This window comes from Leptospira noguchii serovar Panama str. CZ214 (genome assembly GCF_000306255.2).
Lineage (GTDB): Bacteria > Spirochaetota > Leptospiria > Leptospirales > Leptospiraceae > Leptospira > Leptospira noguchii.
Genome location: NZ_AKWY02000021.1, coordinates 464,471 through 490,288 on the forward strand (window position 1 = coordinate 464,471; position 25,818 = coordinate 490,288).

Genomic DNA, 25,818 nt, shown 5'->3' on the forward strand with positions numbered 1-25,818 from the left:
ATTCAGATCCATAAAACTACTTCAATTGACCGTTCCCATAAAACGAAAACTGATGGAGAATTCATTTTTCAACAACTCTATTTATTAGAATGATTTGTAAAAATTGTTTCATTGAGTTTATACAGTAAAATACCTGAGTTTTTTGTGACGGATTTTATCTTTATCTCTTTTGTAGACGAGAAATTTACAGGATCGTAAGAGTTTTAAGACATGGTTGTCTAAAAATAAGACTGAAATGGTCAGAATTTTATACAGAATCGGATTAATAGAATTTTATTCTAAAACTTCAGAAAAAACCTGATACAAATTTGCACTTAAACTTTTACCATTTCTCTGACTACTTCAAATTTTTCGTAAATTCATTCTGTGTATGTTCTTTCAGATAATTCAATTGATAACTAAAAAAAGAAATCTTCAATTTTAGTTTAACGTAAATTCGCCATGATTCATTTTTTTACACCGAATTTCACATTAGACATTGATCAAACTTCATTAGGATTTTAGAATCCTATTTAACGTGAGTTTAATGTAAAAAATCTGAGCAAATCCGGTTTGCCTCAGGTAACTGGACCGACTTCTCCTCTTTGATCAACAAATTGTATGCAAGAAATAGGATACAACAATCTTCTTTAGTTTCAATATAGAACGCGATCCATAGAGAGCGTTCTGCTGAGTTTAACGCGATCCATAGAGAGCGTTCTGCTTTAGTTTAACGCGATCCATAGAGAGCGTTCTGCTTTAGTTTAACGCGATCCATAGAGAGCGTTCTACTGAGTTTAACGCGATCCATAGAGAGCGTTCTGCTTTAGTTTAACGCGATCCATAGAGAGCGTTCTGCTGAGTTTAACGCGATCCATAGAGAGCGTTCTGCTTTAGTTTAACGCGATCTGTCGAGCAACCTGCAGAGCGACTCATAGGGAGCCGATGCATTGAGTTTCCAGAAGCGAGACGCTGAGTTGAGAGAGCGTTCTGCTGAATCCCTCGCATTGATTCCTTTCGCGTTAATTCACGTTATTTATACAGAAATTCTGATAACAATATCTGACACAATGACTTGAATTTAACTTTGATGTCGTTGTGGTGTATCAGGATAGTTTTGGCGTTTTTAAACTCGGTTTTAGTATTTTACCTAGATTTTACGATTGGAGTTCCAGCATTACAAGTATCGTTTCTTTGATTACAGTCACTCTTTCCAATTTTTATCTATTGCCGGAACGTTTTATTTTTACGTTGAATACGAATTTTGTCTCAGAATTTTGGCCCAGAGGAACGATCTTTTAAATACTGGGTCAAAATTATAAGAAAACGATGGGCGCATTTCATTCTTGACCAAGATTCGCTTTTCCCTCAATATTACTTAAAGGAATTTTATGAAACGTTTTTATATCGGTTTTTTATCATCTATTTTTTTTGCGGCGATTTTTCTCAATTGTGAACATAAAGATCAAAACAAGGTAGATCTACAAGTACTCGTCGCAGCCACCGGAAATATAATCTATATCAATGGAGAAGTAGATCCCGATAAAATTTCTTCTTGTGGAGTCGCGGTTCCCGGAACCACCTCCACTGGGGCTACTACAGGGACCACTGGAACTACGGGAACCACAACTACAGGGTCTTCCGGTTCGTCTAATGGTCGTTATACGGTCACGAGTCAATTGATTATGAAAACCACCGCCGAATCTATGGTGCTTAGATTTCAATTCGATTCTTCTCAGTATCAAGGATCCGTTGATCCCCAGCAGGGTTTTAGTTATTCAGGAGGAGCTTTTGGTAAAATGGTTACGGGTAACGTAGGTAAGGTGGAATGGGGTACTTCTGGAATTCCAGTTTATCCAAGTGGGAACGGCTCAGCTCAACAACAAACCTTACAATATATGGATATAGATATTTCTCTTTCGGGTAAATTACTAGATAGTTCTTCCAGCACAGGAATCCTAAATCAGTGTTATACTTCGGATAACGTAAATTGTACTTCAGTTACAACCACACAACAATGTTTTACTCAGGACAACAAGTCTTGCGTTTCCACAGCATCCACTCCCGGTTCTGCAGTGACAATTACAGGAAATATATCCTGTAATGCTCCTAACGTAATTCCAAGCGGTGGAACAACTAGTCAATGATCTTGAGTGTTGAAAAATGAATTCCCCATCTGTTTCTGTTTTATAGAAACGCTCTAAATAGTTTTATTAATCTGAACTATAAAATTTTTCAACAACTTTAATTAACTAAGAAAAGTTTATCTCAACGTGTAGAAAGAACATAGACGACGATCCTTTAGTAATGTTCTACACGCTATCTCAAAAATATCTTAGAATAATCGGATTGCATTTTAAGCAAAAATAAAGTATTTTTAAAATGGCTTATAATAAAATACTGTAATTCTCACAGAAAACTTTGCATTTTAATATTTGCGAACTTTTCAATAAGTCCTCCATCAATCATCTTTAAATTTTGAGACAGATTTTAAATTTAAAGTGAGCTGGGCTGGGCTCTCCACTCTGGTAAATAAATTGCATGCAAGAAATAGAATACAATAATCTTCTTTAGTCTCAATAGAACGTGATTTGTTGAACGACCATAGAAGCACGAGACGCTGGGTTTGAAAAAGCGTTCTGCTTTAGTTCCCCGCATCGATCCCTTCTTTCGCGTTCAATTAAGAGTTCCTACATTTTTACGGATCAACCCAAGAGAATTTTTGAACTTTTAAAAATTCTACCATAAAATCTTAACTTGTGGTAGTTCCCACGGATTCAGTCATATTACGAATTTTTAAATATTTATTCTTGATAATTGAAATCCGTAAGAGTTCCCACATTTTTCAAAATTTCACTGTAAAATATAGATTTGTGGCGGTTCCCACGGATTCAGCCTCTTCGAAAAATTTAAACTGTATTTCACCGTTCAAATAGTAGTTCCTAACATTTTAGTAAGTAACTACAAGATTTTATATGAATTCCCACACATAAAAATCGTAAGATTAGTAAATGATCAATTTAAATCTCGTTCAGAGATTTGTATCGATCACAAAAATCTGAATTTTTATCCCAGGCTCTACCACAAAAAAATTCATTTTTAATTTGTTCTAATGACAATTATTCAAAAAAACGTTTAGCTCTATTACTCAGAACTATAAAATTAAGTATCATAAATTTTTATAGCTTCTTCTCTTTTTGTAAATCAAGTTGGATCAATTTGAAAATTCACATTAGAAATTGATTCTATATTCGATCCATTTTAGATTCTTATCAAAGAAGATTTTTTTTGACATAAACCACGAGTTGATCTAAAGCAGTTCCCCAACCTTCTTGAAAACCCATATCCTCGTGTTTTTTACGATTGGTTTCATTTCCATGAATCGCAGTCGCTCTGTATTTTGTTCCGGTTCCATGAGTTTCCATCGTAACAATTGCCGTAAAAAATCCGAAAGGATGATTTGGATCGGGGGAAGGTCTAAATCCTGGTTGAAGTGCATCCGTCCAAACAAGTCTTTCGTTTGGAATAATTTCTAAATAACAACCTAGGTTAGGAAAATTCTCACCTTCTGGAGATTGCATCGTAGTTCTAAAAATTCCACCAGGTCGCAGATCGATTTCACAATCAATCGTCTTCCATGGAGATGGGCAAAACCAAGGTTTCAGATGTTCTGGAGTTGTCCAAACCTTCCAAACCAGCTCGCGCGGAACGTCTACAATCCTTTCAAGAATCAAATCTAATTTAGGGTCCAATTGTGGATAAATTTGAAGCGCCATTTTTATTTCTCCTTAAGTTTTTAGATAAAATAGCCTTAACTGTAAAATGATTGTTACTGAAAGCTGCAAATAGTTTTACACGTGGAATCACCGTTTAGAAGCGAAATTCCCGACAAATTTTTATACAATTCTCAATAAAATTGGTTAAAAGCAATTCTGAATCTGCGTTCGAGTAATCAGAGACTTTCTTTATCATAGAATCGCTCTAAATACAATCAAAAAATTTTCGCAAAGAATTATAAGTTTGTTTTATAGAATCATTTTACTAGTAGCTATTTAACAAAATACTCAATATTTTGCACTCAAACGAATTTTTGCGATAAAGATTTGAGGGAATCTATTATATAAATCTGAATATTATAGAATTGTTGAAAAATTAATTCTCCATTAGTTTCTGTTTCATAGAAACGGTCGATTGAAATAGTTTCGTTAATCTGAATTATAGAATTTTTTTAACAACTCGAATCTCCATAAAATAAATTTTTTATGGAATGATACTCGGCAAACAGCGATTTTATGAAATAAAATCTTTATATTCAAATTTTATAGAAGTCTTTAGCTCAGGAGGAACATCTTAAATATTTTTTCGAAGTGTATCTTCCAAGAGAACTGCGTAATAGATTTGTTGACGAATCGCCATTTAGAAGTTATTACTCGGACAATATGCTGAACTTGTTCCAAAACTTAAAATATAAGATCTTTTTCAAAAAGTCAACAAATCCAGCTTGATATTATTTTTTGAATAACGTTCAAATCTTTGGTAAAATCAATTGTTAACTTTGATATTATTTTTATGCACCCGAGAGACAACTTATTCTACAATTCTCAGTAATGCACTTTATTATTGAATTGTAGAAAGATCTCGAATCTTAGACAATGTGTTAAGCTTCTTCAGTATCTTTAAACCAATTTTTTATTTAAAAATTCGTTTTGCATCTTACTGCCAACAAAAGTATTCTTTACTGACTTTTCAAGTGTAGCAAAATGAATGTTCCCAAAGCCAAGTTTTTTTAAAGTTTTCGATCTAAATTTGGAACCTTATTTGTTTTATGAAATCTGATTTTTCCATAAAAAATAAAATGTGAATAACTCTCACAAATCTAAATTTTACAGTAAAACTCTTTCCTCTACGAACTCTCGTTAAATTATTTTTAAAAATTTAGAGAGTATTATAAAAATAGAATAAACAAAAGTTAGTTATTTAAAAATCTGCAAATACTGGATCAAAAAAAGTTTTATGTAAAAACTTGGAAACAATATTTTGAAAAAGGGCAAAAGTAAAAACCGAACATCTGCTCGCACGAACTGGTCTGATTTGTAAATAACGTGAGTTCGACGTAAGAAAATGAGAAAGAATTTTCCAAAAATATGAGTTTCTACAATTTTAGAATTGTTATTCATAAAATCGCGATTTGTGGGAGCTTCCACAAATTAAGCCATATTACAAATTTTTAAACATTTATTTTTTGTGTGAGTTCTCACATTTTAAGAATTGATCAGAAAGTTCAGATTTTAACTTTTTTAAGAAAAATAAATTCCTTACGCCTGCTCACGTTAAATAACGTGAGTTCGGCCTAACGCGAAAGGGATCGATGCGGGGTCAATAAATTGAATCTAAAGACGATTGTTGTATTATGTTTCCTGTATGCAATTTATTGACCAGAGCTGAGAGCCCGACCGGCTGCCTGTTGCAAGCCGGATTCGCCCCGGTTTTCTTACGTCGAACTCACGTTAAATAGAACAGATTTTTTTTGAAACTTCTGACACATTTCAAAACTGGAAAGCAGTTCATAATCTGTAGAGCTAACCCGAAAACGATTATTCTGCTGTGATCCATCAAATGACAGTTATAGCCAACCACAAATTGAGAAGTGTTTTAAATCAAAAAAAAATTTTCCAAGTGTTTCGAAAAAATTGAATTTTTGTATTTGCAAAAAGTATAATTTTCTAATATAATAAAATACGTAAGTATTTCCATCTCTCTTTGCGGCCCCGGAGGAAGCAACATAACTAAATTCCCACCCAAAAAATCAAAAGTGAGGCCGACTTTTCGCGAAAGATTGTCTTATTTCCGACAAATTTATCTTCAAGATTCAAGTAACTGTGAAATTGGGTTATAAAGGGGAAGTGAGATGCTTTAGTTCCCACAAGTTTTAGAATTTAGTCGTAAAACCGAAACTTATACCGCAATTTCGTTGAAGAAAGTAAGTAGATTCGGTTCCTCTTGTGCTTCCAGATAATCCAAAGATTGTTCTATCGCCGAATCCAAATAATAAACATAATTTTTATAATTTTTAAGAAACAATTTTGTCTCTTCTACCTTTTCCGTTGGAAGTTTTCCCTGAACAATTAATTGCAAAATTGCTAAAATTCCAAAAGCGGATTTAAGTGAATCTTGATGATTCGCAATTTTTAAAATCTCATCCAGATCCACTTCCGAAAACGAAGGCAACAAATCACTAATCAATTCTAACGCTCCGATCGGAATTTGACGATCCAGGGATTTGACATAATTGATGATTACACGATAGGCACGACTGTCCCCCACCCTGGAAAGAATTTGGACAACGCCGGAAAGCAATCGTTTGTGGTAACCCCATGAAAGCCTACCCGAATCCACGTCACGCATCACTTGATATAAAAAGCCCCAAACGAATTTGTCGTTTTCGATCGCCTTATCTGCAAGTTCAGAAAGCCATTCGTCAAAAGAAGGATTTTCCATTTCTTTTGAGAGAAATTCCATCAATTCAACCGGATTTCTAGTCTCAGGTAGGTGACTTTTCTTTTGGCTCATAGGTTAACGATTATCCTCTAAAGTAGAATCATTTTCCATCCTTTTTCTTTTAGATGATAAAGAACGTTATTTTTTTAGGGAATTTTTAGTTTATTTTAAAAACTTTCTATTAAAGCCATAAATCTTTTTTCAATCAATTTGAGTTCTGCGATTGGAAATAACGTGTGAGTTCCCACAATTTCAAAGTTCAATCGTAAGATCCGAGACTTGTGCGAGTTCCCACAATTTCAAAGTTTAACCGTAAGATCCGAGACTTGTGTGAGTTCCCACAATTTCAAAGTTTAATTGTAAGATCCGAGACTTGTGTGAGTTCCCACAATTTCAAAGTTTAATTGTAAGATCCGAGACTTGTGTGAGTTCCCACAATTTCAAAGTTTAACTGTAAGATCCGAGACTTGTGTGAGTTCCCACAATTTCAAAGTTTAATTGTAAGATCCGAGACTTGTGTGAGTTCCCGCATTAGTTTGAAATAAAAAATATTCCGATTCATTCCATTCAAAAAAGATCAAAATTTTTCAATCAACTAATCAAAGTTTGATGCAAAATCTCCATTTTATAAAACTCAATTTTAACGCAAAAAACAAAATGATGGGAACCGATGCAAATCTAAATTTCACAGAAAACTTCAAACCTTAAATTTAAAATCTAAATTCAATACCAAAATTCAGATAGGGAATTTTATTCTTCTCAGTTCTTAAAGACTGCAAACCGTTTAAATAAATATATTGAGTTTCCGGATTGGCCCCAGGCACAAAGGGAAAAATAGGAACAAAAGTATCCGCGCTAACTGCAATCCTACTTCCGGTAATGTTCACAAGTTCAAAGTAAGCGGTGATCCTTCCCCAGCTCGTAGGAATAAAACGATCAAATCTTAAATCGAACTGATGATAGTGAGGAAGCCTAGCAGAACGAAGCATGTCCGAATAAACCGGTTTATAGATAGGGAAAGCGGAGGAACTGGAAGAAGAAGACGCAGGAACAGGAGGTAGAGAAGGAAAAGCCTCCGAAAGACTCTCTTGAATAGAAGTGGTTTTAGACCCGGCCACAGGAGTATATGCATAATTCGTTAAATATGTACCTCTTAAACCGATTTGCGCCTTCTCTCCAAATTTCCAACCGATCACCATGTTGAACATATGAGTTCTATCAAAGTCGTATAATTCTTCTTTCGAATTTTTGAATAGAACGTCATAACTACCGTCTCTATAAAAGTTTGCGTAATAATAATCCGTGTTTTCCTGATGAATTACTGACATTTGCATAATATATCACCAATTTAAATAGACAACCGAGCTTGATTCCAGAATGATTTAACAGGATTAATTCTACGTTTCAATTTTCTTAATGAACGTTTAGCTTCTTTTTTCAAAGTTTCAAAGGATTCCGGACAAAAGTTAGGAAGAAGATATCGTTTCCATTTCCCCCAAACATATTCGACAGGATTTAGTTCTGGAGCATAAGGAGGTAGAAATTCAATTGTTATTCTACCATTCAAAGAGTTAATGAACTCATTGACTGCCAAGGAACGGTGAATATTGATTCGATCCCAGATGATGATCAATTTCCCGGGGATATTGCGAAGTAGGGACTTAAGAAAACAAATAATATCTTCTTGTTTAGCCGCTCCCTTTAATATTTGAAAATATAAATTCCTTTGTGTAATTGCTCCGATTACGGAAATCTTTTTCCAAGACCCTACATGTGTAAGAACAGGCGTTTGTCCTACGGGGGCCCATGTGCGAAACACGGTAGGTATTTGCGTTAAACCGCTTTCATCGATAAAAACTATCTTTCTTCGCTCTTTTTGGGCTTTTTTTTAACTTTCAGCCAACGACGCTTCTTCCAATTCGAGATCGCTTTTTCATCTCGTTCTTTAGCTCGTCGAATCGGCTTTTGTACACTAAAACCAATTCTACGTAATATTTTCCATACATGATCCGGATGATAGTGGATACAGAACTTCTTTTCTATTAACTTTGCTACACGACGACAAGTCCAAATCGGAGTATCGAAGCCGTGTTTCATTGGACCTTCGATTAACATGCTCGTGAGTTCTTCTACTTGCGATTCCGTCAAGCGAGGAAGTCTACCGGCTCGACCGTTCCAAAGAACAGATTCTTCGCCTCCTTCCTCTACTTGTTTCTCCCACTGCCTTACTGCATGCCGAGTCACTCCCAGACGACGCGCCACTTCAGATCTTTTAATCCCTTCCCCTCGCAGCTTCAGGCCTTTTAAACGACGTTTCTCTAATCCTTTGAAATCTCGTTTCACTCCCGCTATATTACCCATTTCTACAGTCTTTTTTTATTAGATTATTTGGGTACTTCTTTTTGGTGATATATTATGCAATTGTCAGTAATTCTTTTGCCGAACTTTCCGAAAGCCAGGCAGAATATTCCTGTCGGCTCAGTTCCGGCAAGTTACGATTTCTCTTCGTAATTGATTTTGTATAAGAAAGCCATCCATATAAACCAGACTCAGTCGAAGGTTCCTTTTTAATAAAAACTTCCACTCCTCTAGAATAACCAGTCATCGAATTAGAATAGTTTAAATTAGAACGTCTAATTAAAGATAAGTCGGCGTTAGGATCCAAACTTTCTCGCATCAAATCCCTGTTCCTAGAAAAAGGATCCATTGCATAAGGATCCGCAATAGAAAGATTAGAAAACGTATTCTGATATCCTTCTATTTTAATATTCCAAAGATTGCCTATTTTCTGATCCCATCCAATTTCAGAGTGATCAGATTCTTCCATTTTTAAATTAGGATTTCCAGTTCTGGCAGAATATCGACTCACGTCCGCGGGAGCTTGAAAATGTCTGCCGTATCCCGCAAAAATTCTAGATTGTGTATAAGCAATTTCCTTACTAATAGCAACTCGAGGAGCCGTTCTCCATTCTCTAGATTTATCGTAGTATTCCCTTCTTACTCCTAGGTTTAAATTGAAATCATAAAATTTAAATCTATTTTCAAAGAAAGTACCGATCTGTCTAGTCCTCACAGAATCTCCTTCTAAAACGGATTTTACATCCGAAGAGTTGAGTAACTGTTGATGGAGAAAACTATACGTAGGATCCAGATCTATCTGAGAAACCTTTCCCTTGTAACCAGTATCTACTTCTCTATACTGACCGCCAAAAACAATCTTCCAATTTCGTTTTAACAATTCAATTTCGGAAACATTTTCTATCTGTCTTAGATCATTAAAGTATTCGTTTTGAATTGTTTGGACCCTTTTATATAAAGAAGGTGGATAACCTACTTTAGCGATGTCGAGAACCAACATATCCAAACCGTTTTCAGTAACTTCGTTAAAATAGTTTCTAGAAACGTTAAACGTATTTGTAATGGAACTTTTAGGTTTCCAAATATGCTGTATTCCGTCGGTTCTAAAAATGCGATCCAATCTAGCGGCATCCGCAGCGGAAGGGGGGTTGGCAAACGATTGAGCAGTTTCCTTAGGATTGTATTGACTGAGTTCCTTAAACGGATAACGTTTATCTTTTGCGCCAAAAGTCTGAAACGAAACGGAATGATTTTCGTTAATATCCCAGCCGATTCTTGCCTGATAATCGTTATAATCCGACAAAAAGGTTTCCGTAGGAATTAAATTGGGAACTCTTCCAAAAACGATATTTGGATAATATTTTTTACCGGACACAGAAACGTTAAAGTTTTTTGTAATATTACGATATGTGTATACATCTGTTAAAAAAGCATTCAAATGAGCAACCGATAAGTTCGAATCTCTTTTTTGAAATCCTTCTATATTGATAATTCCTCCCGTAGCAAACCCGTATCTCGCAGAATAAGAACCAGAATACAACTCTAAGGAACGAATCGCGTTATTGTTGATAACAGAAGTAAGTCCGTCCGCGTGAAACGGATAACTCATAGGTAAACCGTTAAAATAAAACTGATTTGCACGGGCCCCAGCCCCACGCATCACTAAAAAACCTTTTTCGCCATTTGGTTTATCGGGTTTGTCCGGATTTGTAACCTGACTAAAAGTTTGAATTGCAGACTGAAAACTCGCACCCGTATACATCTGATACATCGGAGAAATTCCCGGCATGGATTGAACCGCCTTAAGAGCATCTCCAAAACCTCCAGGCATCCGAACCGCATCTTCTTGAGTAAGAGTATAATTAGGAGGAGCTTCCGGTCTTTTTGCAGTTACATTGATAGAATCTGCAGGAATATTAGAATTAGAACCGAATTCGACGCTAAAATCTTTTTGAATAACGTTAACCGATTTTTTCTCGGATAGTCCATTTTCCAGATCAGAATCACTTCATAATTTCCTTGATCCGGCAAATCTATTATAGTTTCCTTAATTTCGAAAAAATTAATGTTTTTTTCAAAATTGTTTCCACGCACTAAAGCTTGTAGAGGCTGATCTGTTTTAGAATTTACAGATATTTTTAAACGTGCTGGAGTTTTAGAAAATAAAGACTGTACCCAACAAGTAGAATACAAAAGAACAAAAATAGAAATTATAACATTACGATTTACTGGATTCAAACTAACTCCTGTTTTGTCTTTGCCCATATACTGCAAATTTTCCTTGTACAAATTATTGTAAACATCTACGCTTTTGTTTTTTATTAGATACAGGATTTTTGACCAAAGACAGACACTATTTTTTCCAAAAATTTCAAAAAAAACTGCGAAAAGAAGTGGAATTTATATATTTAGTTTAATACCACAACTTGATTTCAAAAGAAAGAATATTCATTTTTTATGATAAATCTCACTCAAAACTATAAAATAAAACACCCGGTATTTTGCAATGAAACATAACTTTATAATAAAAGTATAGAACACTCAATTTGATAAGAATCAGCAATATTTTAAGGATTCAAAATATTCTCTAAAAATAATTTTGCAAAATCTAAAAAGAATCATCGTCCTAAAGTTTTTTGAACAAGATCTGCTTTGTAAAACCGTCACAAAATTAAAAATCCATTTTATAGAAATTTCTAATGAAGCAACTATTTTGTTTTTATAAAAAATCGAATTTATAAATCATTTTTAAAATTATCCCAAAGACTATAATAACTCGAATATAAATAAAATAATCATTTTATAACCCAAGGTGAGTAATACTCACATTTTTAGTGCCATAGAATCTCTATAACCTAAAAAAGCAACCCATTTTTAAAGTTCAATTTGAGTACGATTTTTTGACTTTAGATCTTACTTGGAACTATAGAATAAAGCGCTCAACACTCTACACTTCAATCCTGTAAAATTTAGCGTAATAAAAGTTTGGGCGAATCCGGCTTTACCGCAGTCAAGCCGGACCGGGCTCTTAGCTCTGGTCAAGTTATTGTGCATCACAATTATACATTCAATTTTTTTAATTTCAATAACTTGACTCCACAACGCGATTCATAAAGAGCGTTGTGCTGAGTTCATTCACCAATCCCTTTCGCATTGGATTATACCGGAAACACATTAACCGATACTGATTTACGACATTTACGAGTATTCAATTTTTTAGAGATCAATAGGAATCGATTATAAAGTTCAGATTTCGACTTTTTTTTCAGAAAAATAAATTATGACCGAACTCACGTTAAATTAAACATAAGAAATTTTTCTCATAATTCTTTTGTATATAATCATCAATGATAAAAAACATCTTCGGAATTCCGGGAAAACAGATCAAAGTCCAACTGATCACTCCGCTTAAGCTTGTATTCATGTCGAAATCCATTCGACAATTAAAGATACTTGCAGAAATTTCTATAAAATGAATTTTTAATCTGATAACTTACGCAAAGTATAATTTTTATGGAGACTCCAGAAGTAACTCAACTGTAACATAAAACCAATCGATTTTGTACCAATCCTCGCGTTCACTGTGCAAAGTGTCTTCAGTACCCATACTAACCGTATAATACGATTCCGAATCATTTTTATAATGCCCGTAACGTTCTCCTTTCTGATTCGGGACACTTTCCCAGATACAGCAAACGAATTTAAGAAGTTGCATTCCAAACATATTGATTAAATATTTTTCCACTTCGGAGGCGTATTTTCCTTTTACACGATACGCAGCTTGGAGCGTCGAAATTTGAGCATTCTGAGTTTTTTTGCATTGGATAAACTCCAGATACTTTGGCTTTTTATTATGTAGTTTTAAAAAATCGCCGCAAGGAGGATGTGCAGAAACAGTATTTGCTAAAAACAAAAAAATAAAAAGTAAAACAAATCGTTTCATTTGAACTTTAAAATATTTGAATATAAAAAAAATCCATGCCTCTTTTGAAAGAGACATGGATTTTCAAAACGTTACCAGAATTTAAAAGTTAAATTTACTTTTTTAACTCAGGCGCCAGCTCTGCAAGCGGAACCTTTTCCTTTGGAAGAGAAGCATAATCCGAGAACTCATATCCGTTTGGATAGTGTTCGTGATCATCCGGACTGTAAAAATAGACATAGTCCTTACGATAACCCCAAGTAAAAACGGACTTTTCTGGATCCTGTCCTACTACTAAACAACGAGGATTCATCCACCCCTCTACTTTTTCAGTTTTTACACGTACAAAAGGTTTCGGATTTGCCTGGTGATTTCTATAGTCGTAAACTCTAACTACAGAACCGGGTGCAATCCGTTCTTTTACTACAGAAGTAGAATCCGCTTCCGAAAAGATGGGAACCATCGGATTTAGAGAAGGATTTAATAGAGATGGATCACAATTTTTATGATTGGTCACCTGGGCTAATTTAGAACACGCTCCTAAAAGAAGAGCGACTCCAATTGACAGAACGACGAGTGTAATATTTCTTTTCATTCTTCTTCCTCTTATTGGTGATGGTGCAGTGCCTGATCTAGTCTGGGATCTCCGACAGGGATCAAAGGAGCGGATTCATATCTTTTTAAAACCACAAACCCAAACAATCCGACAAATCCGATTACGGTACCAAAAGTTAAAACCAATCCGGAAAGATGAAAATTTTCAAAGTTTGCCGGAAACACTAACCAATAAATTTCAATCACCTGTGTAAATACAATCCAGAGTGCGATTTTTACGAGAACGTTTATATCTCTCTTATTGGGTCGATTGAGAAGTAATAAAAATGGAAATACAAATTTAATAAACGGAAGAGAATAAGAAATCACTTCCCAACCACCGGTTAATCTTTGTTCGTAAAAGAAAGTTTCTTCCGGAATGTTCGCATACCAGATCAACATAAACTGAGAAAATCCAACATAAGCCCAGAAAGTACAAAACCCGAGCATAAACTTTCCTATATCATGAATATGATTTTCATTTACCAGATTTCCAAGATAACCTTTCTTTTTTAGAAAGTAGATCATAATCACAAGTGTAGAAAGTCCGGTTTGATACGCTCCTGCAAAACAATACACTCCAAACATTGTAGAAAACCAGTGAGGAGTTAAAGACATGATCAAATCAAAAGAAGCGAGAGAAAAAGAAAGCGCGAAGAATAGAATAAATCCTCCCGCCAAACGAGCGTTAAACTGTGTGTGTGAAACGTCTTTGTCCCCGTCTTGTTTTGTAGAACGTCTATAAAAGAACCAACCAAACGTAGACCAGGCCGCTCCGAAAAGAATCATTCTAGCTACAAAAAACGGAATATTCAAAAGAGGTTTTTTATGTTGAAGCAAATGATCGTGTGCAACTACTTCTGAATGACTCCATTCATAAAGATCATGAATTCCAACAGTAGTAATCAATAATAACACACCAACCACTGGCAAAAACAATCCGTATCCTTCTGCGATTCTACGAACTGTAACGGCCCAATGTGCCCCAGTAATATGACTGAGCGCGGTAAAAAAAACTCCCGCAAGTGAAATTCCAGTAATAAAGAAAGTTCCGATTAAAAATGCGGACCAAGCCGGATTGGAATGCCCACCTTCATGTCTAGGCGGAGTGTGAGATAAGGTAAAATACCCAATGAGTAGGCTCAAAACTCCAATCCCGATCATCCCAAAAAGGGCACTTCGAGTTTTAGAGTCGAGTTTGAAGTTAATCAGATTTTGTTCGACTTTGACTTCCATGATTTTTAATTCCTAACCACGTCTTTTTTAGTTCTGTTTTCGTATTCCTGGAGTTTTCTCACGTAGAGAACAATCTTCCAACGGTCTTCAGGAGAAACCTGAGAAGCGTAACTTTTCATTCTTCCCCATCCGGCTGTGACTACGTGATAAATTTGTCCGTCGGAATATCCTTGGATCTTAGGAGAAATCACTGCAGGTACCGGAAATCCAATTCTTGGTGCAGGACCTACGATGGTTCCATTTCCCGCCCCTCTTACACCGTGGCAAGGAGAACAATAGGTTTGGTATTGAGCTTCTCCTCTTTGAAGGTTTGCTAAATCGTCTTTAAAAGGATTCAAAAGTCCTTTATTAGGTAATTGTGATACATCCAATCCTAAATATTCGTATGGATAATATCCTACTGGCACTGCTCCTTTTGGAGGAATTCTAGAAGCTGCTCCGTTGTGTGCAATCGGATCTGCTTCTTGCGCTTCTCTGGCGGGAGAATCAGCCATGTCAGGAAAGTATTCCAAAGGAGGTGTTTTGGACTCGCAATTCCAAAAAAGAACAGCGGCCAAAAGGAAAATTAGAGATGTGTAATATTTCATTCTTGTCCCTGCTCCTATTTTACAACCTCGACGTATTTTGCGCCGAGTCCCTTGATGAAATTCAACACTTCGTCTTCTTTATAACCTTTAGAAGAGGAAGGAATCCAAAGTGCAAATTTATCCGTGGTTATATCTGGATGTAAAACTTTACGGTTCAATTTTGGTAATTTGGCCAGGAAAAACATCGCGGCAGCGGTTCCTACTCCTGCCATAAATACTGTAAACTCGAAAGTGATCGGTATATATGCAAACCAAGCGTTTAAATTCTTTCCGGAGACATTGATAGGCCAATCAAACTTATGAGTCAGATACTGCATTGAAAATCCTACGGTGCATCCAAAAAGTCCCATAAAAAAAGTTACCCAAGGAAGTCCGGAACGTGGAAGCCCCATCGCGTCATCCAATCCGTGAACCGGATACGGAGTAAAACAATCAAAGTTCGTATAATTTTTCTCTTTTGTTTTTGCCGCAGCCGAAATGATTTCCGCCGGAGTATCAAAAAGTCCGAATACTCCTGAACTTGTCTCTTCGAACTTATGAAATTGTTCTTTATGTGGTTTATACATCAGTGATGTCCTCCATCTTTGTGAGGCATTACGGTTTTAACTTCCGCTACCGCGATAACAGGCATGATTCTACAAAACAAAAGGAACAACGTGAAGAAAATTCCGAACGTTCCAATGAGCATCATGAAGTCGTAAACGCTCGGGATATACATATCCCAGCTGGAAGGAAGAAAGTCTGCGTGTGTAGTCATCACGATCACGTATCTTTCAAACCACATACCTATGTTTACAATGATAGAAATGATAAACATAACTGGAATGTTAGTTCTAAGTTTTTTCCACCAGAACACCTGTGGAGAAAACACGTTACAACTGAACATGATAAAATAAGCCCAACCATAAGGACCAAAAGCTCTGTTTACAAAAGTAAAACCTTCGTATTCGTTTCCGGAGTACCAGGCCATAAAAAACTCTGTGGAATACGCAAGGCCTACGATCAAACCGGTTACCATAATCACCTTGTTCATATTTTCCAAGTGTTTCATGGTAATATAATCTTTTAGATTGAAAACCTCTCTCGCAATCACCATCAAAGTGACCACCATCGCAAACCCGGAGAAAATTGCACCGGCTACGAAGTATGGTGGAAAGATCGTTGTATGCCATCCAGGGAGAATGGAAACCGCAAAGTCAAAAGATACGATTGTATGAACCGAAAGCACGAGAGGTGTGGAAAGCGCTGCAAGTATCATTGCTACGGTTTCTAAATGAGACCAAGCCCTATTAGAACCGACCCATCCAAGTGAAAGCACGTCATAAAGTTTACGTTTGAATTCTCCTTTAGAACGATCTCTTACCGCTGCAATATCCGGAATCAAACCGATATACCAGAAAACGAGAGAAATGGTTAAGTAAGTAGAAACCGCAAACGTATCCCAAATTAGAGGAGAACGAAAATTTACCCAAAGAGGTCCTCTTTCGTTTGGATAAGGAAATAACCAATAACCTACCCAAGGCCTTCCAATATGGATGATTAAATTGGAAGCGGCGGTTAACACCGCAAAGATGGTCATCGCTTCTGCGGCGCGGTTGATCCCGGTTCTCCATTCTTGACGAAACAGATACAGAACGGCAGAAATTAGAGTCCCTGCGTGACCGATACCGATCCAGAAGACGAAGTTTACAATGAAAAATCCCCAGGCTACTGGGTTGTTAATCCCTAAGATATATAAACCTTCCCAAGTTAAATATCCTATGATACCTAAATCTACTACTGTTATAGTAAGAACCAAAAGAAAAGCCTTCCACCAGAGAGAGGTAGGAAACGATTCTACAGGTCTTAAGATATCCTCGGTAACGTCCCGAACCGACTTACCGCCGGTTACGAGAGGCTGGATATCCAGGGCTTCTTTGACTGCGTTGGACATTGACATAGCTTTTTACGTTACTCCATTAAATTGAGTTTCTAACCCGGGTCAGGTAAGCAACCTGAGGTCCGACGTTCAGATATTCGAGCACTCGAAACGATCTAGGATCCGAAGAAAGTTTAGAAACTTCAGCGTCTTTATCGTTCGTATTTCCGAAGCTGATTGCATCCGCTGCACAACTTTGTTGACACGCGGTTTTAACCTCTCCGTCTTTCAAGACACGACCTTCGTTTTTAGCAGCGATTTTAGCAGCAGCGATTCTATGAGAACAGAAATTACATTTTTCCATTACCCCACGACCGCGAACCGCAACCTCCGGATTGAGCCCCAAATAACGAGGAGCTTTGGACTCCTTCGCTTGGTTATTCTTCCAACCAAAATCGTTATACCAGTGTTGCATCCAGTTAAAACGTCTGACCTTGTAAGGACAGTTGTTTGAACAGTAACGAGTTCCTACACAACGGTTATAAACCATATCGTTGATTCCTTCGGAACTATGAACGGTAGCAAGAACCGGACAAACGGTTTCACAAGGAGCATTGTCACATTGTTGGCAAAGCATAGGTTGATGAGCCACTTGTAAAGTTTCTGGCTGATCCGGATCTCCTATGTAATAACGATCAATCCGAAGCCAGTGCATTTCGCGTCCGACTCGGACTTCGTCTCGTCCAACTACGGGAACGTTATTCTCCACTTGGCAAGCGATCACACAAGAACCGCAACCAGTGCAAGAAGTAAGATCAATGCTCATTCCCCATTTGTAACCTGGGTAAGGATAAGTCGGATTGGCTCCGACCGCATTTACAAGTTTACCGTCTTTTAGAATTTTAGGAATTTCGGAAGGAGCCTTACCAGAAGCAGGATCTTTACGATATTCTTCGATGGTAGTAGATTGAACGATTGGACGATCTGGATAACTAAAACCGGGAGACAACATATGATGGTGTTGTGTAGTTGCCAGTTTGTATTTTTTACCCGTTTTTTCGAGAGAAGTTACAGAAATTCCGGAATAAACTCCGTTTTCGGAAAGGGTGTATGCATTCTTTCCGACTCCGGTTCCTATAGTACCCGCTGCAGCTCTACCATAACCAACTGCAATCGCAATTGCATCTTTGTGCATCCCCGGTTGAATCTGTGCCGGAAGTTCTATCGTCTGTTTTGCGGTTTTTAAAACCAAAACGTCGTTAGACGAAATCCCTTTTTCTTTTGCCAAAGCAGGCGAAAGTAAAATGCAGTTATCCCAAGTCAGTTTGGTAACAGGATCAGGAAGTTCCTGAAGATGTGCGTTATTCGCCGCCTTTCCGTCTCCGATTGCAATGGTTTCGAACAAAGAAAGTTTGAGACCCTTTGAAGAGGATTCAATTTTTTGAATAGAAGAACGGTTGAAGTTTCTGGAAGGACCCGCAACCTTTTTACGTTCAGAAGCAGTTACAGTTGTACCTGTTCTTAACAGATCTTCCCAATTTCTTTTAGAACCTAATTTTTTGATCCAAGAATTTTTTACGTATTCGTAAAAACTAGACTCTCCTCCGAGAGAACCTCCCGCGAACGTGATCAAACTATCCTCGAAAGAACGAGAGTTAAAAAGAGGACGAATCGCAGGTTGTTGGATTGAGAAAATTCCCTTTGTAACTTCTGCGTCTCCCCAAGATTCTAGAAAATGTGTGGTTGTAGCAAGAACGTTAGACGAAAGAGTAGTTTCATCTGCGCGATCATTTAACGCAACTACCAGAGCCGCTTGATGAAGGATGTTTTTCCATTCCTCTCCAGCTTGATAAACCAGGTTTACGTCGTTTACAAATAAAACTCCTACTTTACCCTGTTTTAATTCTGCAGCAAGTGACTTTAAGTTTCCGGAGAAATCCTGAAGTCCTTCTTTCTTTGGATTAGAATGATCTACCGTCTTACCGTCGTTTTCCAACACGCTGTTGAGAAGGTTTACAAGAATTTGAAGTTCCACCGCGTCTTTTGTAGTAGCAGCAAGACTTCCAGCAACCACGAGGGACTTTCCTTTGTTGGACCAAAGAGCCTTTGCGGTTTTACGGATATTTTCTTCGCTGACACCTAATTCAGAAACAAGACCAGAAAGAGTAGCTCCGTTTAACGCGTCTTTTGTGTTCGCTCCTAATTCGCCAAGAGCCGCCGCAATAGCAAGTGCAAGTTTAGTTTGATCCCCCGGACGAATTGCGAGACGAAGATCCGCGTTGGAACCAGTCATTGTAGGAACAGACTCAGCTGCTACAAAAAGATTTACGTCGGCAGAACTGCTGTGATGGATAGAACCGTTCGGGCGTAAATTTCTACGTTTTGAAAAATCTTTTTGGTGTTCTTCTCCCGACAACCAATTGCCCATAAAATCGCAATCAATAGAGAGAATTACATTTGCCAGATCGAAATGATAATTGGGAACGATTGCCTTTCCATAAGAAGCGGCTTGTCCTTTAGAAACCACTTCTTCCGCAGAAGTAAGAGAAATTTCGTAGTGTTTTCCTCCACCTACGGTTCTCAGAAAGTCTCCGATGATAGACTGAGTAGAAGGAGAATCAAGAGGTTTTGTTACAACAACCGTCTTGCCTCTGTTAGCCGCTAATACAGATTTTACTTTTGCGTCTACAGTTGCCCAATCGGATTTAACTTCTATTCCACCTTCAATGGTTGCAGGATTTTGAGCTCTATCTGGATCATAAAGATCAAAGATAGAAGCTTGCCCAGCAGCACTAAGTGCACCTTGAGAAACCGGGTGATCCGGATTTCCTTCTAACTTGAGAGGTCTACCGTCTCTTGCTTTTATAAGAATTCCAGTTCCAGCAACAACGGATGCATAATAATAAGAATGTCCGTGTTTTACAAAGTCGTATTGAGAATTTTCATCCGCTTTGTTTAAATCCACATAAGGAACAATTTTCTCGATTGGCTTGCGGATACAATTGAGGGAAGTCATAGCAACCCCTGCACCCATCAGTTTGAGAAAGGATTTACGATCGAATTCTCCGGATTTGATTCTCGCGATCAAAGGATCGGGAGAAGTAAAGAATTCGGATTTTTGCATCTCTTTGACTTCTTCGTCTTTATCTTTTAGATCGTAAGACAGCCAGTGAGCCTTTTTTTCTTTTTGGAAATTTTTTTGATCCATATTTTAGTATTACTCCCGGTTATCTGTGACAGGTAGAACAATCTGTAGGTGCGTTGTTCTCTCTATGACAATCCACGCAGTATCCCATATTGAGGGACGCCACTTGTTTTACTTTCACCATCTCTGCTACGTTTCCGTGACACTGAGAACAATCCACTCCTCTCGATATATGTCGAGAATGATTAAATTGAACGTGGTCAGGCATATCGTGAACTTTAATCCATTCGATCGGCTTATTATCGTTATACGATTGAGTGAGTTTTTTGATCAATGGTTTAGAGGTTGCTACGAGAGAATGGCAGTTCATGCAAGTGGAAGTGGATGGGACTGTGGCATGTGCTGAGGTTTCTACTCCGGTATGACAGTACTTACAATCTATCTTATTATCTCCGGCATGTATCTTGTGATTAAAGGGTATAGGCTGATCGGGCGCATACCCAACATACTTGGAGGGAGAGAAAATCAGATACGCAACGGCCGCGACTGTGATGAGCGTTACCGAAAGTTTCAGTGCTCTGTTATTCATTCGTATGAAGTCCCTACAATTTTGGTATTGGAAACAGGATTTTTGGTTATGTGAAAAATTGCAAGTAAACGAAAAAGAAAGGCTTTTTCTGTTCCATTTATTTTTAAAGTCTATTTGAGAATTAATATCAATTAAAAAAGTTTCATAAACGTTACATTATTTTTTAAAAGTTCGAAAAAAATTCAGACATAAGTGCTTTTAAGTCCGTAACTTTTTTAGAAATCGAATTTTAAAAAAGTAAATATCGATACGAAATCGATTACTTCAACTAAAGTATTTTCTCAAATCACCTTTCTAACTCAGTAACACAGACGCTATACTGAACTCGACAAAAGTTTTCCTAGATCCCAATAGAAAAATATCATCTACTTTAGTTTCTTAGATCGCATTTAGACTCAGCAAAAAGCGGGCGGGAATTTGCCCAACTTTTTTTACAGAGTGCCCAACACTTACTCTACTTTATCAGAAAATTAAGCTGCGGCAACTAAAGCGTATCGCTTCTATTGGCGCTTGACGACAGGTTCTGTGCCCTAACCAACCCCACAAACATTTAGATCTCAATATAAATCTGTCGGAATTACTACAAACCCTCTGTAAAACTTGTGAGCCCCACCTAGAACGCGATCCATAGAGAGCGTTCTGCTGAGTTTAACGCGATCCATAGAGAGCGTTCTGCTGAGTTTAACGCGATCCATAGAGAGCGTTCTGCTGAGTTTAACGCGATCCATAGAGAGCGTTCTGCTTTAGTTTTTCCACGTTTTGGGTGGCAACTCAATGAATTGCTTCCCATGGGTCGCAATTCAGGTGGGAGGTGGAAAGGTTTGAGGGACTTTTCTCTATCAGAAAAACATACTTTTTGCAAGTAAAAAGATTCATTCTTGTCGGAACACTTGAAAAATGTACGTTGATTCTAAAATCCTCTTCAATTGTCGGGTTGGTTATGATAGAAAGTAGTAGTATTATTGAGTTTCCACTGGATCCATAGCGAGCAGTGCCATTGAGTTGCCTTTGGAACAGATTTTTATATCGAACTCATGTTAAAATTTTAGTATATTTTCCCGACTATGAACCACTCACTAGTTCCTGAATGCAGAAATTAGAAATACATTCCTTTTTTAAAAGATTCATTTATCTTTTTTTGTTTTTTTATAATCTCTACTTTGAATGCGGAAAATTTCAAACTAAAGATTGCAAGTTATGACACCTAACATTCTATTTTACGAAAATAGAAGAAATTAAAGACGAAAACGGATATTCAAGTAGAAGGATCCCAAGATCCGATTCGGATTTTCAGAAAATTCGAGAACATCTACTTCAGATCGATGCAGATATTTTAGCGATCCAGAATTTAAGAAACGAAACAGAGGCTCTGAATATTCTTTCGGAAGAATCTTCCTGTTTGGTAAGTAAACGGTCCTTCCGGAGTTATCGAGAAATCGAAATGAAAAATAAATTCCCAATCATTACTGATCTCTATAAAATTAAGTACCGTTAATTTTATCATAAAACACTGATTCCATACAAAATATTAGGTACTTTATTATATAGTTATGAGTAATATTCAAGTTCATAAAGCAGACGTCCCTTTTTTTGATAAAGTTCAGTATAATCAAGAGAGATTCGTAGAACTACAAATTCCAATTGGAACAAGTGATTACTCTTTTAGAAACAAACCTATATTCGAAATTTAATATACAGTTTGCAAAATTACAAGAATGGTACAATAAATTTCGAAAATTTAGTTTCTAAACAATGATTTATCCAAAAATGCGAGTCGGCGACATTAGCAACTTTTAGAACCTAGATTCAATAGTAAATTTTACGAATATACTTAAAAACATCCTTCGTAAAAATACTTTCAAAAAAACAGAATTGTAATATAACGTGAGTTTGACGTAAAAAAACTGAGCGAATCCGGCTTGCCAAAGGCAGCCGGACCGGGCTCTCCGCTCTGGTCAAGTTATTGTGAAATCCCAGAATCAGATTCAATTTTTATAAAATACTAATAACGCGACCTGTCGAACGACCCATGGGGAGTGAGACGCTGAGTTACTTCGAACGACCGTAGAAGCGAGACGCTGAGTTACTTCGAACGACCGTAGAAGCGAGACGCTGAGTTACTTCGAACGACCGTAGAAGCGAGACGCTGAGTTACTTCGAACGACCGTAGAAGTGAGACGCTGAGTTACTTCATCGATCCCTTTCACGTTAAAATAAAATTTTCTATAAATATAAATCAAGTATATCATAATTTTTTAAAATACAAATTTACAACTGCTTTCAAAAAGAAAACGTGAAAACTTTGCCGTTTCCCTTCTACACCGACTTACAATGTGCATCTACCTCCTGTAGTAGTACATTGATTTACGGATGCGCTGATTGGGTATTGTCCTGTACCTCTTCTGTCTTCCCCTTCTCCAGTGCAATCTCTGTTAGAGATCATGGTGTCTAACGGATTCTGATAAACCTGTCCTAACTGCATCGTTGTAACCAGTTCTGTCAGAGTCGATTCTGATCGTTCTTCCAGGTTTCTTATTACTTGATCCGGACTCAAAGTAGGTTCTAAAAATTTCTTGAACTGATTAAACGTCAAACCAGTGTTCGTTGGAATTACCACCATTCCTTTAGAGGTATTGAGAATCGGAACGGCATGTCCCGTATTAGTTCCGTCCGGGTGGCGTAGAATCATGTACACCAACCAAATGCTTCCAAAAGTAGAATTTATAAGTGATCTTAGATGGGATCGTATTTCAGTTCTAGTAGTTAATTCAGAAGAGGGGCTCCAATTGTACCGAGGCAACATAGTCACTGTAGATACAATTGCCAGCATTCTAAGTGTAGCTTCGTCTGGACCCAACAATTGAATCACATTTGTCAATAACTTATCCAATAACGGATAACGTCGTTCAAACGAAATAAAAGGATCTGTATTAGGAGCCGTATCGAAAAAATATCCTCCATTCAAAAGGGGGCCTTGAGAATAATACTCTTGTAACTCTGCTAACATCTGTAAACTATGAAGCATACAAGTACCACACGCTCCATGGAATGTAGTCAGATCTAAATTTGTATTGGCAATATTATACAGTCTCTTAATCCAAGCCTCAGTTAATTGAAAATTGGGTGGTAAGGTTCTTACTGGTTTTTTATATAAAGTATTCTTTTGATTACCGGAAGCTGGACAATATAACCCCGTCTTTCCAAGATTAGAAGCCGTATAACGTGTCCAATCCAGTAAACTTTTATCAACAGCAAATAAAGAAGTGGGGCTATGGGTAGTGTCTGTCATCACAAAATCGGGTTTAGCTGTATAAACAACTCCCCAATTGGATCCGCGTGTAGTAACTCGTAGGAAATTTCCTTGATAATCACTAATCAATCCTCCTTCACTCGTTTCCCAATTAACGTTCCAATAAGTTGGACTCTCTTTACTTTTACTATCAATTGTATCATTACAAGGCCTCCATTGAACCCAATCCCATTGGTTATTATCTAACTGAGAATACATACAATAGAGGGAACCGCTTGAAAATTGAGGCCCACCTACATATTGAGTAATATGTCCGTTCTCAGGATTGTAGTAAAGAGGTGTAGTATTTTTATCCGAAGCTCCCCAACGAACAAAGTATAATTCCTTTATTCCGGAACTATTTCTCATTTCCCAACTTATGGATGTTAGAATACTGATATTTCCTGGAGTGGCTATAGTATTTACCCAATCGTTCATAGAAGAATCTAAGGTATGATTGTAGTAATCACTGGAATTTCAGAGATATAACCATACCATTTATAATGCTTCAATCGATAATTACTCTTTGCAGTCCAAAAAGCATTGTCCTTTACGATCCATCTTTGATAAGGATCATTGATTGTACAAGGAGTGAGAGTTATATAGTCCCAGTTTTCCTCCGCATGAATGACTGTTTCTGGAGCAGTAATACATAACCAAGTGTCATTGATCTTATAAGAAATCCTTTGAAACACATCGTATCTTGCATTAAAGCCTCCTTCCCCACACGTTGTAAGTAGGATATAACCCTTTCCACTAAAGGCAGGAGTGTAGCAGTATTTTTTATTATCACCTGTAACTACTTGTATAGGTTTATCTTTTGGTGGATCTGTAGGTTTTTGAACGATCGAGTAATCACTCTTTGATGAAGCATCTACTGGTGTAGGATTTATTCCATACTCGAAGCCAACTCCAATCGAGACTAACAATACTACTATTAACATTTTCTTCCAATTACGCATCTTTTAAACTCCTATTTTTTCAATTTAATAAAGCAATTTCTTATACAATTTAATTCTAACGATCTCCAAATCGAATTTCTTCGTAAAATCGCAGTATTACGATTATCATAAATATTAAGAATTTATATTGTATATAATTTCCTAATTTACTGAAGAGCTACGCAATAGACTGTTTAAAGCTCTGCTTCTAAATAAAAATTTCAGGAAAATTCAGTTCGGCACAATTACAGATTGTTATCAAAAAATATCATAAATAATTTTATATAAATATAACATTATTTATGAATGTAAATTTAACCAGATGTATTACGAGACTTTAGATTGGATCATTCCAATTCAGCAAGTAAAAAGAAAGTTACATTAAAGTTATTAAAAAATGAATTTTCTCCATCTATTTCTGTTTTATAGAAGTGGTCGATTGAAACAATTTTGTTAACCGCCATTATGGAATTTTTCAACAACTCTATTCTTTTTTAGATCGTTATATTGATCCAAAGCACCGTACATTTTGAGACAATTCTATAGTTAGAAACAGGAACTTAGACGTTCCATTCTATAACTCCAAGTAATAAAACCAAGGTTTCTATCAATTCGTGAATTCTAATGAAAAGAAATGATAACCAGCTTATTTTTAACATACATACGAATTGTATTTGAGTTTAGAGCCGGTCTCAAAATTGTTTGTAGAGAGAAAGGGTAATAATATCAATGTGAAATGGACAAATATTATTCAGAGATACCGGATGCACTTTGGAAACAAATAGCCCCATTAATCCCGAAAGAAAATGTAAATCCGAAAGG

Annotated in this window: 14 protein-coding genes and 4 pseudogenes; 3 read left to right on the forward strand and 15 right to left on the reverse strand. The window is 36.8% G+C overall.

The window, feature by feature from the left end; all coding sequences use genetic code 11:
- The first annotated feature begins 1,077 nt into the window (after window positions 1–1,077).
- Together LEP1GSC059_RS12365 and LEP1GSC059_RS12370 are read left to right on the forward strand one after the other, a co-directional pair.
- Window positions 1,078–1,281 carry a hypothetical protein gene (locus LEP1GSC059_RS12365; protein WP_202900247.1) on the forward strand — a complete coding sequence of 68 codons (204 nt, stop codon included), beginning with the start codon at window positions 1,078–1,080 and terminating at the stop codon, window positions 1,279–1,281.
- 89 nt (window positions 1,282–1,370) lie between these two features.
- Window positions 1,371–2,126: an LIC10920 family plasminogen-binding lipoprotein gene (locus LEP1GSC059_RS12370; RefSeq protein WP_017215903.1), complete on the forward strand. Its 756-nt coding sequence runs from the start codon at window positions 1,371–1,373 to the stop codon at window positions 2,124–2,126.
- Window positions 2,127–3,251: 1,125 nt separating this feature from the next.
- Here the strand turns inward: LEP1GSC059_RS12370 and LEP1GSC059_RS12375 are convergent.
- The 14 genes and pseudogenes from LEP1GSC059_RS12375 to LEP1GSC059_RS22005 form a co-directional block, all read right to left on the reverse strand.
- On the reverse strand, window positions 3,252–3,755 hold the full coding sequence (locus tag LEP1GSC059_RS12375; protein ID WP_017215904.1) for an SRPBCC family protein: 504 nt from the start codon (window positions 3,753–3,755) through the stop codon (window positions 3,252–3,254).
- Window positions 3,756–5,934: 2,179 nt separating this feature from the next.
- On the reverse strand, window positions 5,935–6,549 hold the full coding sequence (locus tag LEP1GSC059_RS12385) for a hypothetical protein (protein WP_002179058.1): 615 nt from the start codon (window positions 6,547–6,549) through the stop codon (window positions 5,935–5,937).
- 638 nt (window positions 6,550–7,187) lie between these two features.
- A pseudogene (locus LEP1GSC059_RS12390) lies at window positions 7,188–7,799 on the reverse strand (TonB-dependent receptor plug domain-containing protein); the annotation flags it as partial.
- 26 nt (window positions 7,800–7,825) lie between these two features.
- Window positions 7,826–8,338, reverse strand: a complete 513-nt coding sequence (locus LEP1GSC059_RS24250; protein ID WP_155243402.1) for an IS630 family transposase — start codon at window positions 8,336–8,338, stop codon at window positions 7,826–7,828.
- Window positions 8,335–8,838 (reverse strand): winged helix-turn-helix domain-containing protein, encoded by a 504-nt coding sequence (locus LEP1GSC059_RS24255; RefSeq protein ID WP_017214202.1) that lies wholly within the window; start codon window positions 8,836–8,838, stop codon window positions 8,335–8,337. Before LEP1GSC059_RS24255 ends, LEP1GSC059_RS24250 begins: the two co-directional genes overlap by 4 nt.
- Before the next feature lie 64 nt (window positions 8,839–8,902).
- A pseudogene (locus LEP1GSC059_RS12405) lies at window positions 8,903–11,100 on the reverse strand (TonB-dependent receptor plug domain-containing protein); the annotation flags it as partial.
- A 1,246-nt stretch (window positions 11,101–12,346) separates the two neighbouring features.
- Window positions 12,347–12,778: a DUF4952 domain-containing protein gene (locus LEP1GSC059_RS12410; protein ID WP_036057515.1), complete on the reverse strand. Its 432-nt coding sequence runs from the start codon at window positions 12,776–12,778 to the stop codon at window positions 12,347–12,349.
- Window positions 12,779–12,872: 94 nt separating this feature from the next.
- Window positions 12,873–13,352 (reverse strand): E-cadherin-binding lipoprotein adhesin Lsa16, encoded by a 480-nt coding sequence (lsa16, locus tag LEP1GSC059_RS12415; RefSeq protein WP_002179043.1) that lies wholly within the window; start codon window positions 13,350–13,352, stop codon window positions 12,873–12,875.
- An 11-nt stretch (window positions 13,353–13,363) separates the two neighbouring features.
- The gene (locus tag LEP1GSC059_RS12420) at window positions 13,364–14,587 is read right to left on the reverse strand and encodes a hypothetical protein (protein ID WP_002179041.1); all 1,224 of its coding nucleotides are present in this window, start codon (window positions 14,585–14,587) and stop codon (window positions 13,364–13,366) included.
- 5 nt (window positions 14,588–14,592) lie between these two features.
- Window positions 14,593–15,174 carry a c-type cytochrome gene (locus LEP1GSC059_RS12425; RefSeq protein ID WP_002179012.1) on the reverse strand — a complete coding sequence of 194 codons (582 nt, stop codon included), beginning with the start codon at window positions 15,172–15,174 and terminating at the stop codon, window positions 14,593–14,595.
- A gap of 14 nt (window positions 15,175–15,188) precedes the next feature.
- Entirely contained in the window at window positions 15,189–15,740 is a 552-nt protein-coding gene (locus LEP1GSC059_RS12430) for a DUF3341 domain-containing protein (RefSeq protein ID WP_002179016.1), read from the reverse strand.
- Window positions 15,740–17,107, reverse strand: coding sequence for an NrfD/PsrC family molybdoenzyme membrane anchor subunit (nrfD, locus tag LEP1GSC059_RS12435; protein WP_002179021.1), 1,368 nt, complete (start codon window positions 17,105–17,107; stop codon window positions 15,740–15,742). The genes LEP1GSC059_RS12430 and nrfD overlap by 1 nt, the downstream gene beginning before the upstream one ends.
- Before the next feature lie 25 nt (window positions 17,108–17,132).
- Window positions 17,133–20,240 carry a TAT-variant-translocated molybdopterin oxidoreductase gene (locus LEP1GSC059_RS12440; protein ID WP_017215913.1) on the reverse strand — a complete coding sequence of 1,036 codons (3,108 nt, stop codon included), beginning with the start codon at window positions 20,238–20,240 and terminating at the stop codon, window positions 17,133–17,135.
- Window positions 20,241–20,259: 19 nt separating this feature from the next.
- Window positions 20,260–20,766 (reverse strand): cytochrome c3 family protein, encoded by a 507-nt coding sequence (locus tag LEP1GSC059_RS22005; RefSeq protein ID WP_001064927.1) that lies wholly within the window; start codon window positions 20,764–20,766, stop codon window positions 20,260–20,262.
- 1,160 nt (window positions 20,767–21,926) lie between these two features.
- Between LEP1GSC059_RS22005 and LEP1GSC059_RS22010 the strand changes: the two are divergent.
- Window positions 21,927–22,430 (forward strand): annotated as a pseudogene (locus LEP1GSC059_RS22010) (hypothetical protein); the annotation flags it as partial.
- Between the two features lie 662 nt (window positions 22,431–23,092).
- Here LEP1GSC059_RS22010 and LEP1GSC059_RS12455 read toward each other — a convergent pair.
- Window positions 23,093–25,017, reverse strand: a pseudogene (locus tag LEP1GSC059_RS12455) (DUF1561 family protein).
- Window positions 25,018–25,818: the final 801 nt, after the last annotated feature.

Excerpts from the sequence above, each read along its gene's own strand:
- LEP1GSC059_RS12410 (WP_036057515.1), bottom strand. The coding sequence starts at position 12,778 with ATGAAACGATTTGTTTTACTTTTTATTTTTTTGTTTTTAGCAAATACT.
- LEP1GSC059_RS12430 (WP_002179016.1), bottom strand. The coding sequence starts at position 15,740 with ATGTATAAACCACATAAAGAACAATTTCATAAGTTCGAAGAGACAAGT.
- LEP1GSC059_RS12425 (WP_002179012.1), bottom strand. The coding sequence starts at position 15,174 with ATGAAATATTACACATCTCTAATTTTCCTTTTGGCCGCTGTTCTTTTT.
- LEP1GSC059_RS12440 (WP_017215913.1), bottom strand. The coding sequence starts at position 20,240 with ATGGATCAAAAAAATTTCCAAAAAGAAAAAAAGGCTCACTGGCTGTCT.
- LEP1GSC059_RS12420 (WP_002179041.1), bottom strand. The coding sequence starts at position 14,587 with ATGGAAGTCAAAGTCGAACAAAATCTGATTAACTTCAAACTCGACTCT.
- lsa16 (WP_002179043.1), bottom strand. The coding sequence starts at position 13,352 with ATGAAAAGAAATATTACACTCGTCGTTCTGTCAATTGGAGTCGCTCTT.
- LEP1GSC059_RS12375 (WP_017215904.1), bottom strand. The coding sequence starts at position 3,755 with ATGGCGCTTCAAATTTATCCACAATTGGACCCTAAATTAGATTTGATT.
- LEP1GSC059_RS22005 (WP_001064927.1), bottom strand. The coding sequence starts at position 20,766 with ATGAATAACAGAGCACTGAAACTTTCGGTAACGCTCATCACAGTCGCG.
- LEP1GSC059_RS24255 (WP_017214202.1), bottom strand. The coding sequence starts at position 8,838 with ATGGGTAATATAGCGGGAGTGAAACGAGATTTCAAAGGATTAGAGAAA.
- LEP1GSC059_RS12370 (WP_017215903.1), top strand. The coding sequence starts at position 1,371 with ATGAAACGTTTTTATATCGGTTTTTTATCATCTATTTTTTTTGCGGCG.
- nrfD (WP_002179021.1), bottom strand. The coding sequence starts at position 17,107 with ATGTCCAACGCAGTCAAAGAAGCCCTGGATATCCAGCCTCTCGTAACC.
- LEP1GSC059_RS12385 (WP_002179058.1), bottom strand. The coding sequence starts at position 6,549 with ATGAGCCAAAAGAAAAGTCACCTACCTGAGACTAGAAATCCGGTTGAA.